At 56.2% G+C, this 14,634-nt stretch carries 17 protein-coding genes; 14 read left to right on the top strand and 3 right to left on the bottom strand.

Annotated features, from left to right (window positions below):
• Positions 1-168: 168 nt before the first annotated feature.
• On the top strand, positions 169-453 hold the full coding sequence (locus NHG65_RS04770) for a YdgH/BhsA/McbA family protein (RefSeq protein WP_099064876.1): 285 nt from the start codon (positions 169-171) through the stop codon (positions 451-453).
• Positions 454-697: 244 nt separating this feature from the next.
• Positions 698-1,255: a class I SAM-dependent methyltransferase gene (locus NHG65_RS04775; protein ID WP_112347746.1), complete on the top strand. Its 558-nt coding sequence runs from the start codon at positions 698-700 to the stop codon at positions 1,253-1,255.
• On the opposite strand, the gene NHG65_RS04780 is transcribed toward NHG65_RS04775, so the two are convergent.
• Positions 1,256-1,717 carry a GNAT family N-acetyltransferase gene (locus tag NHG65_RS04780; protein ID WP_099064874.1) on the bottom strand — a complete coding sequence of 154 codons (462 nt, stop codon included), beginning with the start codon at positions 1,715-1,717 and terminating at the stop codon, positions 1,256-1,258.
• Between the two features lie 218 nt (positions 1,718-1,935).
• Here NHG65_RS04780 and NHG65_RS04785 point away from each other — a divergent pair, with 218 nt between their 5' ends.
• The 5 genes from NHG65_RS04785 (at position 1,936) to NHG65_RS04805 (ending at position 7,199) form a co-directional block, all read left to right on the top strand.
• Complete coding sequence (locus NHG65_RS04785) at positions 1,936-3,051, top strand: ABC transporter substrate-binding protein (protein ID WP_207976314.1); 1,116 nt, start codon at positions 1,936-1,938, stop codon at positions 3,049-3,051.
• The gene (locus NHG65_RS04790; protein ID WP_413502080.1) at positions 3,044-5,167 is read left to right on the top strand and encodes a TonB-dependent siderophore receptor; all 2,124 of its coding nucleotides are present in this window, start codon (positions 3,044-3,046) and stop codon (positions 5,165-5,167) included. Before NHG65_RS04785 ends, NHG65_RS04790 begins: the two co-directional genes overlap by 8 nt.
• A gap of 89 nt (positions 5,168-5,256) precedes the next feature.
• Positions 5,257-5,775: a GNAT family N-acetyltransferase gene (locus NHG65_RS04795; RefSeq protein ID WP_261427439.1), complete on the top strand. Its 519-nt coding sequence runs from the start codon at positions 5,257-5,259 to the stop codon at positions 5,773-5,775.
• 117 nt (positions 5,776-5,892) lie between these two features.
• Positions 5,893-6,417, top strand: a complete 525-nt coding sequence (gene aroL, locus NHG65_RS04800; RefSeq protein WP_112347741.1) for a shikimate kinase AroL — start codon at positions 5,893-5,895, stop codon at positions 6,415-6,417.
• Between the two features lie 194 nt (positions 6,418-6,611).
• Positions 6,612-7,199: a TetR/AcrR family transcriptional regulator gene (locus NHG65_RS04805; protein ID WP_219015510.1), complete on the top strand. Its 588-nt coding sequence runs from the start codon at positions 6,612-6,614 to the stop codon at positions 7,197-7,199.
• Here NHG65_RS04805 and NHG65_RS04810 read toward each other — a convergent pair.
• Positions 7,156-7,917: a helix-turn-helix domain-containing protein gene (locus tag NHG65_RS04810; RefSeq protein ID WP_413477188.1), complete on the bottom strand. Its 762-nt coding sequence runs from the start codon at positions 7,915-7,917 to the stop codon at positions 7,156-7,158. The genes NHG65_RS04805 and NHG65_RS04810 overlap by 44 nt on opposite strands.
• A 98-nt stretch (positions 7,918-8,015) precedes the next feature.
• Between NHG65_RS04810 and NHG65_RS04815 the strand changes: the two genes are divergently transcribed.
• The 7 genes from NHG65_RS04815 (at position 8,016) to ppnP (ending at position 13,657) form a co-directional block, all read left to right on the top strand.
• Positions 8,016-8,420, top strand: coding sequence for a nuclear transport factor 2 family protein (locus NHG65_RS04815; RefSeq protein WP_489844782.1), 405 nt, complete (start codon positions 8,016-8,018; stop codon positions 8,418-8,420).
• 47 nt (positions 8,421-8,467) lie between these two features.
• The gene (locus NHG65_RS04820) at positions 8,468-8,668 is read left to right on the top strand and encodes a YaiA family protein (protein ID WP_099064866.1); all 201 of its coding nucleotides are present in this window, start codon (positions 8,468-8,470) and stop codon (positions 8,666-8,668) included.
• A gap of 307 nt (positions 8,669-8,975) precedes the next feature.
• A complete protein-coding gene (locus NHG65_RS04825; RefSeq protein ID WP_099062334.1) occupies positions 8,976-9,749 on the top strand; it encodes an IclR family transcriptional regulator in 774 nt (257 codons plus the stop codon).
• Between the two features lie 195 nt (positions 9,750-9,944).
• On the top strand, positions 9,945-11,510 hold the full coding sequence (locus NHG65_RS04830) for an OPT/YSL family transporter (RefSeq protein WP_099062333.1): 1,566 nt from the start codon (positions 9,945-9,947) through the stop codon (positions 11,508-11,510).
• A 32-nt stretch (positions 11,511-11,542) separates the two neighbouring features.
• Positions 11,543-12,472 (top strand): DUF1177 domain-containing protein, encoded by a 930-nt coding sequence (locus NHG65_RS04835; protein WP_099062332.1) that lies wholly within the window; start codon positions 11,543-11,545, stop codon positions 12,470-12,472.
• A 4-nt stretch (positions 12,473-12,476) separates the two neighbouring features.
• Positions 12,477-13,154 (top strand): AroM family protein, encoded by a 678-nt coding sequence (locus NHG65_RS04840; protein ID WP_207976299.1) that lies wholly within the window; start codon positions 12,477-12,479, stop codon positions 13,152-13,154.
• Positions 13,155-13,366: 212 nt separating this feature from the next.
• Complete coding sequence (gene ppnP / locus NHG65_RS04845) at positions 13,367-13,657, top strand: pyrimidine/purine nucleoside phosphorylase (RefSeq protein ID WP_099062330.1); 291 nt, start codon at positions 13,367-13,369, stop codon at positions 13,655-13,657.
• Between the two features lie 63 nt (positions 13,658-13,720).
• On the opposite strand, the gene rdgC is transcribed toward ppnP, so the two are convergent.
• Complete coding sequence (rdgC, locus tag NHG65_RS04850) at positions 13,721-14,632, bottom strand: recombination-associated protein RdgC (protein ID WP_012005468.1); 912 nt, start codon at positions 14,630-14,632, stop codon at positions 13,721-13,723.
• Between the last annotated feature and the right edge of the window lie 2 nt (positions 14,633-14,634).

The raw sequence follows: 14,634 nt of genomic DNA on the forward strand, positions 1-14,634 counted from the left end.
CTGTGTAGTCCGCTATTATTCCCTGTAAGACATATCTGCATGCACCTCCTCCTTATTTTCATCACAATGATTGATGTTCTTTACATTGGATTACGTCTATTTTCATTGCCTGGCGGATAATTAACTCCATTGATACGAGAAAATAAACAAAAACACCTGGAGTTAATCATGAAACTATTACCTGGCATCGCAGCAGTTCTATTGGCAGCCGCTTCGTTCTCTTCCTTTGCAGCGCCGCTGTCGTCGGTAAAACAGGTCAGCACAGAGCAGGCCAGCGGCCTACAGAGCCTTGGCGTAGTATCGGTTTCCGGCGTCAGTGGTTCACCGGGTGATGCGGTTCACGCGCTGAAAGAAAAAGCTCAGGCCGATGGTGCCAGCCACCTGCGTATTATCGGGCTGGACACCCCAGGAGATTCCAGCAACTGGCGTGGTAATGCGGAAATATACCGCTAATAATCCGGCAATAAATACAATTCGGCCACTGTAACAGGTGGCCGATAAAATAAACGGTTGTGGATAATAATCTGACCGGTAATGCCATTCCTGGCTTACCCGATGATGATGACCACAACCTTTTTTTTTGCCTGTGGTCAGTCGCATTTTATTACAACTGTGTCGGTGGTTTTAGGAAACATGTTAATGAATACTTAAGGAATTGAGTTCAGATTGGTGGCTACTCAACCTAAGGAGGCCCCCAATGTTAAATGCGACACGGCTGCAACTGAAGAACCACTTTTCCTACCTCCAGCAGTTTATGGCTTCGCCGCGAACCATTGGCACACTGGCGCCTTCTTCTCCCTGGCTGTGCCAGGCGATGCTCAATCAGATTGAATGGACCGGCGCGCTGTCGATCGCGGAGCTGGGTGCGGCGGACGGCGTGTTGACCAAGCGGATACTGGGGCGCATGCGTGCCGATGCTTCGCTTGAGGCCTTCGAAATCCAATCCCATTTTGTTCATCAGCTGCGGAAAATTGACGATCGTCGCCTGCAGGTGATGGACCGTTCGGCGGAACAGATGGCCCGTGATTACGACGTGGTGTTTTCCTGCCTGCCGCTGCTGTCGATCCCGCTTAAAATCAGCATCCGTATTTTGCAGCAGGCGCAGCAATGCTTGCGTGCACGCAACGGGACCCTGGTGTTGTTCCAGTACAGCCATCTGTCGGAAAAGCTGCTGTCCCGCTATTTCCACTGGAAACGGCTGCGGGTGGTGCGTAACTTCCCGCCGGCGCTGGTGTATGTCTGTACGCCGCGTTAGCTAAAGCCTTTTTTCCATCACCACCACCTGGTCATCATATTGCTGCCGACGTTCGATGGTTTGCCAGCCCCAGCCCGTATACAGCGCCTCGGATTGATCGGTGATCAGGTGTAATACCGGGTGGTTGCGTTGGCGCGCCAATTGTACGATGGCGGCCTCCAGGCGCTGTGCAATCCCCTGACGACGATGGTCAGGATGAACAAACACCCCCGCCAGCCAGGGGGAAAGGTCCATCCGGTGATGATCATCGCTCGGCCACAGGCTGGCCATTCCCAGTGGGCGCTCACCCTCAAGCATCAACAACGTGGTGTAGTCTTCACTCGGCTGGGTACACAGCGCAAAGCGCTGACGCGTGCGTTCCAGCGAACCACCGCGTTGCGAGCCCCATTGCCCAAATGCCCATGCGGCACAGACGTCGCTGAACTCTGGGCACTCCGTCAGGGGAATAATGCGTTGGGTCATTTCTGTACCTCCTGAATCTTCAGCCAATCTGGCTGTTCCATAATCGGGTTATCGACCAAATTTTTAACTTTATAAAACCGTATTTACAGCGGTTTTGCACGCATCAGCGTCGAAATAGCGCAATTCAGCGGATTTGACCCGCTCCGAGCGTGTTGGGATTGAAAGTGTTAATGAGAGTGATTATCATGCGCGCATAATTTAGCTAATCCGGCTTACTGATGCGCAATTCCCTCATTTTTCTGCTGCTTTCCCTGCTACTCGGCGCTTTTGGCGTTCAGGCTAAAATGGTCACCGACATCATTGGCCGTCAGGTGAAAGTGCCAGACAACCCACAGCGCATCGTGCTGGGCGAGAGCCGAATGTTGTATACCCTGGCGCTGCTGGAGCCGGGTAACCCTGCCCAACGTATCGTCGGCTGGCCAGAAGACATGGCGCGTTTCGATGCGCAAAGCTGGCAGCTCTATACGCAGAAATTCCCACAGATCACAGCGATACCTTCTATTAGCAAGGGCAATTTTCGCCAGGTTAATATTGAAAACCTGATCCGGTTGAAGCCGGATCTGGTGATCCTTGCGCGCTATGCACGGGAAGAGGGCGACAGCGATCTGGTGCTGAGCACGTTGAGCAAGGCCGGCATTGCGGTGATCTACGTCGATTTGCGGGTCGATTTGCTGAATAACACCGTGCCGAGCGTCCGCCTGTTGGGTGAGGTGCTTAACCGTCAGCAGCGTGCAGAGCAATTCATCAGCTTCTATCAGCAGCATATGACGGTGATCCAGCAGCGGCTGGCCGGCTACCAGGGGCCGAAACCCAAGGTGATGCTGCACCTGCACCTCGGGCGGCGCGAAACCTGCTGCACCACGGCGGCCCATGGCAACCTCGGCGACCTGCTGGCCTTTGCCGGCGGCGACAATATTGCCAGCGCCAGCATCAAGGGCGTCTACGGTGAGCTGAACCCGGAAACCATCCTGACCGCCAATCCTGACATCTACATTGCCACCGGCATGGCCGGGCCGCAGGGCAAGCATTTCTCCGATCTACGCCTTGGGCCACTGGTCACCCAGCAGGAAGCCGATGAGAGCTTTCGCAGGGTTATGCAAAAACAGCCGATGCTCGCCAACCTGAAAGCAATAAAAAACCACCAGGCCTGGAGCATCTGGCACAACTTCTATCTCAGCCCTTACCACGTGGTGGCGGTTGAGATGTTTGCCAAAGCCTTCTATCCGGATCTGTTTGCAGACATCAACCCGCAGCAGACCTTTAAGCAGTTATATCAACAATTTTTGCCGTTACCTTTTTCAGGGACCTATTGGAGTCAGTTAAATAATGAATAACACTCAGCGTGGCTGGTGGTGTGCACTGCCTTTGGCAGCCTGTGCTTCTGCACCGGCGATCGGTGCCGACAAAACCGCACAGAAGGGCGAGACCCTGGTGGTGGTCGGCCAGGTGCAGACCGATGGCGTGCAAAGCTATCAGCCGCTGACCAGCGTGACCGGTACCCGAACGGAAACCAGCTTGCTGAACGTGCCGCAGGCTATCGACGTGGTGCCGCAGCAGGTGATTACCGATCAGGCGGTCAGCAGCCTGGATGAGGCTTTGTATAACGTCAGCGGTATCACCCAGGCGAATACCTTGGGCGGAACTCAGGACGCGGTGATGAAGCGTGGCTTTGGCGATAACCGCGACGGCTCAATTCTGCGTGACGGTGTGCGCTCGGTGCAGGCACGCAACTTTACCCCCACCACCGAACGGGTTGAGGTGCTGAAAGGCCCGGCCTCGATGTTGTACGGCATGGGTGAGCCGGGCGGGATGATCAATATGATCACCAAGAAACCGCAGTTGCAGCAACACACCCATGTGGAAGGCTGGGGCAGCAGTTTCAAGGGCGGTGGCGGCCAGTTGGACGTTACCGGGCCGTTGGGGACTTCCGGATTTGCTTATCGGATGATTGTCGATCACGACGAAACCGACTACTGGCGCAACTTCGGGCGAAATCGCCAGACGGTGATCGCACCCTCGTTGATGTGGTACGGCGAGAGCACCACGGTGCGCGTTGCCTACGAGCATATGGAATATCTGGTGCCGTTCGATCGCGGCACCATCATCGATTCGCGTACTGGCAAGCCGGTGAATACGCCGCGCGACCGCCGCTTCGACGAAGGTTATAACGCCACGCGTGGCGATCAGGATAGCGTTACTTTACAGGTCGATCAGGTGCTGAATGAGAGCTGGAAAAGCTCGCTGACTTACGCCTACAGCCGCAACAGCTACAGTGACAATCAGGCGCGTGCGCTGGCTTTGGATCCTGAAACCGGCGTGCTGTCGCGGCAGGCTGACTCCACCGCCCATGCCGTTAGCCATGCCAATGCGGTGCAACTGACGCTCAACGGTGACGTCGACTGGGGCAGTATCAACCACCAGATGCTGTTCGGCTTTGATTTTGAAGATAACCGCACCTACCGTGGCGATATGATCCGCGGTAAAAAGAACAGCGACTTCAATATCTACAATCCGGTGTACGGCCAGATGCCCACCTCGAACGCCGTCAGTGCCAAAGACAGCGATCAGCGTGAAAACCTCACCAGTTACGGCTGGTTTATGCAGGACTCCGTGCAACTGACCGATAAATGGCTGGTGATGGGCGGATTGCGCTACGACGCTTTTGACGTGTTTGCCGGCAAGGGGCGGCCGTTTGTCACCAATACCGACAGCTCTGACGGCAAACTGGTGCCACGTGCCGGGGTGGTCTACAAGCTGACGCCGTATGTATCGCTGTACAGCAGCTACACCGAGTCTTTCAAGCCGAACTCTTCCATCGCCAGCCAGATTGGTTCGTTGCCGCCGGAACAAGGCAAGGCCTGGGAAGTGGGCAGCAAGGTTGAGTTGCCGAATGGCATTACCGGCACGCTGGCGCTGTTTGACATCACCAAGCGCAACGTGATGGTCAGCGAGTTGGTGAATGGTGAAACCGTCACCCGCACCGCTGGGCGTGTGCGCTCGCAGGGTGTGGAGCTGGATGTCGCCGGGAATATTACCGATTCCCTGAGCCTGATCGGGTCTTACGCCTATACCGACGCGCGGGTGGTGGATGATCCTGACAACAAAGGCAAAGAAATGACCAACGTAGCGCGTCATACTGCCTCATTGTTCCTGACGCAGGATCTGGGTTCCCCAGGATTGTACAGCGGGGACAACGTGCGAATGGGGGCCGGTGCGCGTTACGTAGGGCGCCGTCCGGGTGATGCTGCCAACAGCTTTAACCTTGATAACTACACCGTCGCCGACGCCTTTGCCGCTTACACCATGCCGGTGAATGGTTACCGGGTGAAATGGCAGTTGAATGTAAAAAACCTGTTCGACAAAACCTATTACCCTTCCAGCGGCGGCAATTTACGCGTGGCGGTGGGGGAACCGCGGGAAGTGGTGCTGCGTGCCAGCGTTGATTTCTGATCTGGCAGTTAAAAAGCTGGCCCGGTGGCAGGTATCTGCCGCCGGGGAAATTTGGTTAAATACCCGGCCCTGTTGTTGAGGAGAGCCCGATGAGCCTGAAGATACGTCTGGCGCAGCCGCAGGATATTGCCCAGTTGATTGCCGTTGAACGATCGGCGGCGCAACTGTTCCATCAATATCCGGCCTGGCGTTATATCGCTGAAGGTCCGGTGATGAGCTCAGAGCAACATGCCGATTTTATTCAGCGGCAGGGAGAATGGCTGGCGGAGAGCGCCGCGGGTGAGGCGGTCGGATTTATCGCCGTGGTGCCGCAACCGCAGGATTGGCATATCGCCGAACTGTCGGTTGCTGCCGACTGGCAACGCCTGGGGATTGGGCGTCGATTGATCGCCGAAGTGGCCGCTCAGGCCCGATTGCAAGGGGCGCAGCGCCTGACGCTGACCACCTTTATTGATGTGCCCTGGAATGCACCTTATTACCAACGGCTGGGGTTCCGGCCGGTAGCCGTCGAACGGCTCAGTGCGTCACTGAGCCATCACCTGGCGGAAGAACGGGCACAGGGCTTTGCCGCAGGCAGTCGCTGTGCAATGGAATTTACACTATCGTAAATATTGAAATACAGGCGGATGGCGGTATGATGCAGCAACCACGCCATCGCAGGATCTGCACGCCGGTTTCTGGCGGGCAAAAATGTATTCAAGTCACCGTATAAGGGATAACCCGTAATGACACAAACCATTTTCATGGTAGGCGCGCGCGGAGCCGGTAAAACCACGGTGGGTAGCGCACTGGCGTTGGCGCTGGGCTATCAATTTATCGATACCGATCTGTTTATGCAGCAGACTACGCAGATGAGCGTGGCGGAAATGGTCGAAAAAGAAGGCTGGCTGGGATTCCGCCGCCGTGAAAGCATTGCGTTGCAAACGGTGACTCAACCGTCAACTGTAGTTGCCACCGGTGGTGGCGCGATCCTGGCGGAAGAGAACCGCCGTTTTATGCGTCAGCACGGCACCGTTATTTATCTGCGCTCCCCGGCCGAAGTGTTGGCACAGCGGCTGGAAGAGTACCCACAAGACACGCAGCGCCCCACGTTGACCGGCCGTCCGATTACCGAAGAGATGCTGGAAGTGCTGGCGGCGCGCGAAGCCTTGTATCAGGAGGCCGCACACTACGTGATGGACGGCACCGGCAACCCGCAGCAGGTGGTAGAGCAGATCCTGGCCGCCCTGCAGTTGGAAACGGTAAAGTAACCCGCCTTTCGTTTTTCCTTCGGGCGCCGCTACTGGTGCCCGAATCCCTGCTATTCCTCTCTTTTTTCCTCACTCTCGATAGATTGCCCCGTAGCCGTGCTGCCCCTCGGTGATTTTTTGGATGAAGGTCATCATCTATTGAGCGCCGTTCGGGGATGGCCTAAGATGGTGTCAGATTGATAAGGGGAAACGCCATGGCACGGGTATCAAAGCAACAGATGGAGCGCAATCGCGAGGCGATTGAGCAGGTGTCCTCACAACTGTTTCGCGAACGCGGCCTGAATGGCGTCAGCGTCAACGATCTGATGGCGGCTGTGGGGCTGACACACGGTGGTTTCTATGGCCATTTTGCCTCCAAGGACGAATTGGCCGCGGTAGCCAGTCGCAGGGCGGCAGAAGAGTCCGCTCAGCGCTGGGAAGCGATGAGCCGTCAACCTGGTCAACACAATTTGCAGGCCCTGATTGACGGTTATCTGAATGTTAAGCATCGCGACTGCCCGGCCGAAGGCTGTGTGGTGACTGCCCTGGCCAGCGATGTGGCGCGAGAGGGGGTGGATAAACCGGTACATCAGGCTTACCTGAATGGCGTGAAATCCATGCTGGCGCGGCTGGAGTCACTGTCCGCGGTGGAAGATGAGCAACAACGGCAGCAGCAGGCACTGGCGCAGATGGCGATGCTGGTGGGCGCGCTAACGCTGGCGAGGGCAACCCAGGGTGATGCTGTGTCGGAACAGTTTCTTAACGCGGCGCGTCAGGCATTGCTGCCGGCGGACGCTGAGTAAAATACAGCGCTGGGGTAGTGCCAAAGCGTTGGCGGAAAGCGGCAATATAGGCGCTGACATTGTCATAACCACAGTCGCCGGCAATCTGATTGACGGCTTCACCGCGTGATAGCGGCTCCAGCGAGCGGATCACCCGGGCTTGCTGGCGCCAGCGGGCGAAAGTCACGCCGGTTTCGCTGAGAAAATGCCGGCTCAGGGTGCGGACGCTCAACCCGGCCCAGGCGGCCCATTCACTCTGGCTGCGTTTGCTGGCCGGCTCATTGAGTAGCGCCCGGGCGATTTTCAGCAGTCGGGCATCCTGCGGCAACGGCAGTTGCAACGGCGTGTTTTCCTGCGCGCGCATCTCATCCAACAATACTTGCAGTAGTCGCCGTTGCGGCGCATTCAGCCTTTGGCCTGCGAATTGTGCAATGCGTTCCATTAACGCCACAATCAACCCGGATGCGCTGCTCAGATGCGGCTGTTCCGGCAGCGCTGCACATTGGGATCCGGGCAGATACAGGCTCCAGCCGGCAACGTTGCCACAGGCCAATGCCTGGTGCGCGCAGTTCGGTGGCAGCCAGCCGATGCTACCGGCGGTCATAGCCCATTGCTGCTCCTGGGTTTCCAGCGCGATCATGCCGTGGGTTAATAAATAGACCTGTCCGCTGGCGTGTTGATGCCAGGGCGTTAAGTGTTTTTTCTCATGCCAAAGTCGCTCGCTTTGCAGGATCATGATGATTGGCCGATTTTCCGTATAGAAAGTCCAGTTACGGTTATTATGCCACCTTCTGCCTGATCTATGATCTCCACATCATTCAATTTTGGAGATAAATGATGAGCCTGAAAACCCCAACCGCCCTCGTGCTCGAGGCCTTGCAACGGGTCGTCGCGGCACCTCAACACCAGCCGGTGCTGATCGCTGAGTTTTTCAGTGAGGATTACCATCAGCAGGTGGACGGTAACACGCTGGATTACGTCCATTTTATCCAGCATATGGCGTTACTGAAACAACTCACCCGCAGCATGACGCTGGAGATCGTCGCCGTGGCCGGGCAGGGAGATTCGGTACTGACCCACCACCGGGTACGGGTGGAAAAACGTGACGGTGCCCGCAGCCTGATCAAGGTGTTGGCGCATTTCACCGTACGCGACGGCAAGATCTGCGCCTGCGATGAGCTGACACAACTGCTGGAAGGTGAGCACGACGATCGCGATTTGGGGTCGCGCGTGTCGGTATAAATACCACTGCTATACTTAACTCTGTGTAAACGACAGGGGAGATCAGCATGCGCGAAAATAATCGGCCTGGCTATCCGAGAACTGCCCGAGTGGTCGCCGTTGACCGGGGCGACCCGAGCTTGAATATGCACCGTTTTGAGGTGCGCACCGATGACATTGAGCCCAATACGCTACTCAGTGAACACCCTACCGAGCAGGAAGCGCTCGATGCCAAGCACCGCTATGAAGATCCGGCGCTGGAAGATTAATTAGCTCGCCTCAGAAACCGGCGTCAGGTCGGTTTCTTTATTTATTCCGCTTACCACTTTCACTAATTACCTCGCAACGCCGTGCCAAATTAGCATGACATGCTGGTTTATAACGGTACAGTCGAATAACCACGCGGTAATTGACCTGTTTTATCAGCGTTCTCTGTTGTATTTAATTTAGCGAAGCATCATCCGCTGCTATTAACCTACAGGATGGAAAATAAACTGCTTGACGATAAGTTGTACGAGTTTTAGTTTCTTATTATCAAACAGGAACTAAGTTCCATATAGTGGAACAAGGCGCATCATGACAACACTGGAAAATGCTGCTGCGGTATTAAAGTTATTTTCACAACAGCGAATGATGCACGGCCAGTCCGGTATTTCATTCAGTGATGTGGTGAATCAATTGGCGTTGCCAAAAAGCACCGCATCACGCCTGCTGCAGACTATGGAAATCCAGGGCATGCTGGAACGGGATGCTGACAGCAAGCTGTATAAAATTGGCCGTTTGTTGTTATCAGTCTCCAGTCACTATCTGTCGACGCCGTTGGTCGACAGCGTGGCAGCCAACATGGTGCAGCTCAGTCAACAGACCCACTGCACGGGTTATGTCTCGGTGCTGGAGGCGCAGGAAATCATGGTGATGCGCATGTTCCCTGGCCGCCATTTCCTCCAGGTGGTGACGCCGGCAGGCAGCCGTTCACCGGTGGCGGAAACCTCGGTGGGCCGGGCGATATTGGCGCGTGACAGCGATGAACAGGTGATAGCGCGTTTTACGGCCGGCTACCGTGCGGCTTCACCTAACGCTCCGCAAACGCTGGAGGCGTTATTGAATAAGCTGGCGCAGATCCGGCGGCAGGGCTGGTCCCTGGCGCGCAACGAAACCCTGCAAGGCATCAGTTCGCTGGCGACTGCGGTGACCAACAAACACCGCAATGAAACGGTCGGTCTGTGCTTGTCTTTCCCCACGCAGGCGGAAGAACAGCCGTATTCACCCGGCGTGCTGGAGGCATTAATGACAGTATCCCGGCAATTGGCGGAAAAACTCGGTGATGATTATTGGCAACAGATCAAATAACACACCGAAACAGTTCGTCAGCACCCGATAATTAAAGAAAACCAACACCAGGGAATTTCTTAATTATCTCACTTAGCGTTATGGGTAATAACTCTTTAATTTCATTCGCAGTTCCAATATTTGGAACTGCGATGGCCGCTTTATGCCGAAATTAACGTGGTCAAACGCCAGGGAATATTCAGGGAAATTAAAACGATGAAACCAAATAGCAGCATCAATCCGTTGAAAGATATTGGCACCCTGCTGGTGATGGTGCTGCTGTCCATCGTCGGCGCAATTATCGGCGTGCAGTTGATCACCACGCTGGGGGTTACGCCCAACACGTCGATCATTGGCGCGTTACTCGCCATGTTGTTGGCGCGTATTCCGCTGCAAATGTTCCAGCGTTACCGCTCGGTGCATACGCAAAACCTGGCGCAGACGGTGATCTCTTCCGCCACCTTTGGCGCTGCCAACTCATTGCTGATGCCGATTGCCGTGCCTTATGTGATGGGGCAACCGCAGCTGATCCTGCCGATGTTTTGCGGGGTGGCTGCGGCGATGTTGCTGGACGCCTACCTGCTGTATCGCATGTTTGACACCAAAATCTTTCCTGCGGCCAATGCCTGGCCACCGGGCGTCGCGGCGGCGGAAGCCATTAAGGCCGGTGACCGGGGCGGTAAACAGGCCTGGCTGTTGGTGGTAGGCGTGGCGGTAGGTATCGCCGGTTCGATGCTTAAAATCCCGATGGCGGCGTTTGGTACCGCGTTTATCGGCAATATCTGGGCATTGGGTATGTTTGGTGTTGGCCTGTTGTTGCGAGCCTACGCAGAACCGATGGCGGGTTTCGACATCAATGCGAATTTCATCCCTCACGGAGTGATGGTCGGTGCCGGGCTGGTGGCGTTGATCCAGGTGGTGCAGGTGATCCGCAGCAAACACACGGACACCGCCGGTTTCAGCCGGGACGACAGCGAAGTCCGCAAGGCACTGGGGTTGGGCGCGGTGGGCTATATCGTTATTGCGGCGCTGCTGGCATTGGCCGCTGGGCTGTACAGCGAGATGTCGCTGGGCATGCTGGTGTTGTTTGTGATTTACGCCGCGTTTGCCGCCTTCGTGCATGAGTTGATCGTCGGCATTGCCGCGATGCATTCCGGCTGGTTCCCGGCCTTTGCTGTGGCGCTGATTACCCTGATTATCGGCATTCTGATTGGTTTCCCACCGTTGGCGCTGTGCGTGCTGACCGGGTTTACCGCCGCCACCGGCCCGGCATTCGCCGACATGGGCTTTGATTTGAAAGCCGGCTTCATTCTGCGTGGCTACGGCAAAGACCTGCAGCAGGAGCTGCTGGGGCGCCGCATTCAGTTGTTTGCCGCATTGATCGCCTTTGTCGTTGCCATCCCGGTGGTGTACTTCGCTTACACCAGCTACTTCCTGCAGGACCTGATCCCGCCGGTTGCACGGGTGTATGCCAAAACCATCGAGGCGGGTGCCCAGCCGGGCATTGCCTACAGCCTGCTGATCTGGGCGATCCCCGGAGCCATCGTACAGTGGATTGGCGGACCCAAGCGTCAGCTCGGTGTGCTGTTGGCCACCGGCCTGTTGATCAATAACGCGTTGGCGGGTTGGGCCGTGCTCGTCGGTATTGCGCTGCGCATCCTGATTATTCGCCGCTGGGGTGACAAGGGCCGCACGCCGATGGAGATCATGGCAGCCGGTTTTATCGCCGGTGACGCGCTGTACAGCTTCTTCAATTCCATTTTTTCCAGCAAAGGGAAATAACCCATCCGGTTAAATTGTGAGGTCAACCCATTATGAGTTTGCAACAAACGCTGCAGGTCTTTGAATTAATTGATAGTGCTTACGCGAGCGGTCAGGAGGTCGTCGATCTGTTCACGTCGTATCCCGGTATCCGGGCCAGCACGCTGCGCGCCAGCGGGCCGAAAGGTGCGACCGACTTCGTGCGCATTGAGATCCCCGGCAGCGCCGGTAAAAGTCAGGGTGGCGATGCGCCGACGTTGGGCATCATCGGCCGATTGGGCGGCATCGGTGCGCGGCCAACGCGTATTGGCCTGGTATCCGACGGCGACGGGGCGATCGCTGCGATTGCCAGTGCGCTGAAACTGGCGGAAATGCAGCGCAAGGGCGATGTGCTGGCGGGCGATGTGATCATCACCACCCATATTTGTCCAGATGCGCCCACTCGTCCGCACGATCCGGTCGATTTTATGGATTCACCGATCGATGACGTGACGATGAACGATAATGAAGTGGTGGCGGAGGTCGATGCGATTTTGTCCATCGACACCACCAAGGGCAATCGCATCATCAACCACAAAGGTTATGCGTTGTCGCCGACGGTGAAGGAAGGCTACATCCTGCGGGTGGCGGAAGATCTGCTGCGGATTATGGAGATGACCAGCGGTCGCCCGGCGGTGACCTTCCCGATCACCACCCAGGACATTACGCCGTACGGTAACGGGGTGCACCATCTGAACAGCATTCTGCAGCCTTCTACCGCGACCTCTGCACCGGTGGTTGGCGTGGCGATTTGTACCGAGTCGGTGGTGCCGGGCTGCGGTACCGGTGCCAGCCATGAAGTGGATATTGCGCTAACCGTTAAGTTTGCGGTGGAAGTGGCGAAAGAGTTCGGGCGCGGTACCTGTCATTTTTATCAGGTCGACGAATATGCGCAGCTGCTGGCGCTGTACGGCAGCCTGAGCCACCTGCAAAAAAGGAAATAACCGGATGAATGCCTCATTTGCCACGCTGACTATCGGCCAGGCGCCGCGCAACGACATCATGCCGTTGCTGTCTGCCTATCTGCCCGCGGAGCAGGTGAGGCACGTTGGGTTGCTGGACGGGCTGAATACCCGCCAGATTGACGAAGGTTACGCACCGCAGGCCGGAGAGAAGGTGTTGGTTTCACGCCTGCTGGACGGCACACAGGTGAGATTGGCGGCCTCGCGGGTTGAGCAGGGGTTGCAGCAGAAAATCAATGCGCTGGAAGCGGAGGGTTGCGAGGTGATCCTGCTGTTGTGCACCGGGGAGTTTGGTCAGTTGCATGCAGAACAGGCGCTGTTACTGGAGCCGGATCGCATTATTCCACCGCTGATTTCTGCCATCGTCAGCCAACATCGGGTTGGCATTGTGGTGCCGGTGGCGGAGCAAATCAGCCAGCAGGCAGGCAAGTGGCAGTTACTGGCGACGCCGCCCTGTTTCGCCGTTGCCAGCCCTTATCTGGCGGATGACGCGGTACTGGAGTTGGCCGCGTGCGAGCTGCAGCGGCAGGGGGCGCAGGTAGTGGTGCTCGACTGTATCGGTTATCACCGCCAGCATCGTGATTTCCTGCAGGCACGGCTTGAAATACCGGTGCTGTTGTCCAACGCGCTGGTGGCCAAGCTGGCTGCAGAGCTAATCGACTGATTAAAAAAGCTAATAAAATCTTATCTCGCGGTCCGTCGGGGGCGCCGCTGCGTGCTTTTGGCCGTGGATCCAGAACGGCGGGCTGACGGTCAACTGCTCGGCAGAGTTTTACTCTGCGCCACGATCGCATTTCGTGAGAAAAACCAGTGACAGATCAACCGCAATCCCCCAATATGGATTTCCCATAAAGTTGATTACGCGGGTGTCAGTCTATGCTGAAAGTGAACGAGTATTTTGCCGGAAAAGTGAAGTCTATCGGTTTCGATAGTAGCAGCATCGGCCTTACCAGCGTCGGTGTTATGGAAGAGGGAGAGTACACCTTTACCACCGCCCAGCCGGAAGAAATGACCGTGATTACCGGAGCGTTGAAAGTGTTGCTGCCGGGCTCGCCGGACTGGCAGGTGTTTATGCCGGGTGAGAAATTCTTCGTGCCGGCCCACAGTGAGTTCAACCTGCAGGTGGCTGACGCAACCGCCTACCTGTGCCGTTACTTAAGTAAATAATTTTCACCCTTCGGTGATAAATCAGGGCTCTGCATGCAGAGCCCTTGGTATTTTCAGGCAGGATTAACGTTGGGCTTCGCCACCCAGGGCTTCGATGGTGTTCTTGATTAACGCCGCCAGTTCGCTGGTCATCAGGATAAAGTCGGCGTCAAAACGCTGGGCGAAGTCGTCACGATCGATATCGTCATTCTGTTCACGCAGCGTATCGGCAAATTTCAAACGCTTCAGTGAGCCGTCGTCTGCCAGTACCAGCTGAATACGCTCTTGCCAGTCCACTGCCAGCTTGGTCACCAGCTTGCCGGCTTCGATATGCACCGCAATCTCATCGCTGATCAGGTTCTGTTTTTTGCAACGGATCACGCCGCCGTCTTCCAGAATTGCTTTCAACTCCGCTTCGTCCTGAATGATAAATCCGGCCGGCAGTTCGCCGGAACGCACCCATTCGGTCAGCGTCAGTTCGATTGGGCTTTCCATGGTCAACGGCACCACCGGCAGTGAGCCCAGGCTCTTGCGCAGCAGCGCCAGGGTGTCTTCCGCGCGTTTGGCGCTGGCGGCATCAACCATGATCAGGTCGTTTACCGTGTCGATCCACATAAAGGTCTGGTTAAAGCGGCTGAAGGCGCGTGGCAACAGGCTGTGCAGCACTTCATCTTTCAGCGCATCTTTCTCGGTTTTCTTCAGCTTGCGGTGCTGTTCGCCTTCCAGGCGTTCAATCTTGGCCTGCAACTCTTGTTTGATGACCGGCGACGGCAGGATTTTTTCTTCCTTGCGCGCGCAGATAACGATCTGGCCGTTAACCGCATGCGTCAGTGACTCGCTGTGTGAGCCCATCGGGGAAACCCAGCCGGTCTTCGCCATGTCCTGGCTGCCGCACGGGGTGAAAGCAAAAGCGCTGAGCTGTTTTTCCATTTCATCCGCGTTTAACGCCACTTCGCGGCTCAAACGGTAAACCATCAAATTCTTAAACCACAGCATAA

The organism is Serratia myotis (assembly GCF_027474885.1).
GTDB classification, from domain to species: Bacteria; Pseudomonadota; Gammaproteobacteria; order Enterobacterales; family Enterobacteriaceae; genus Serratia; species Serratia proteamaculans.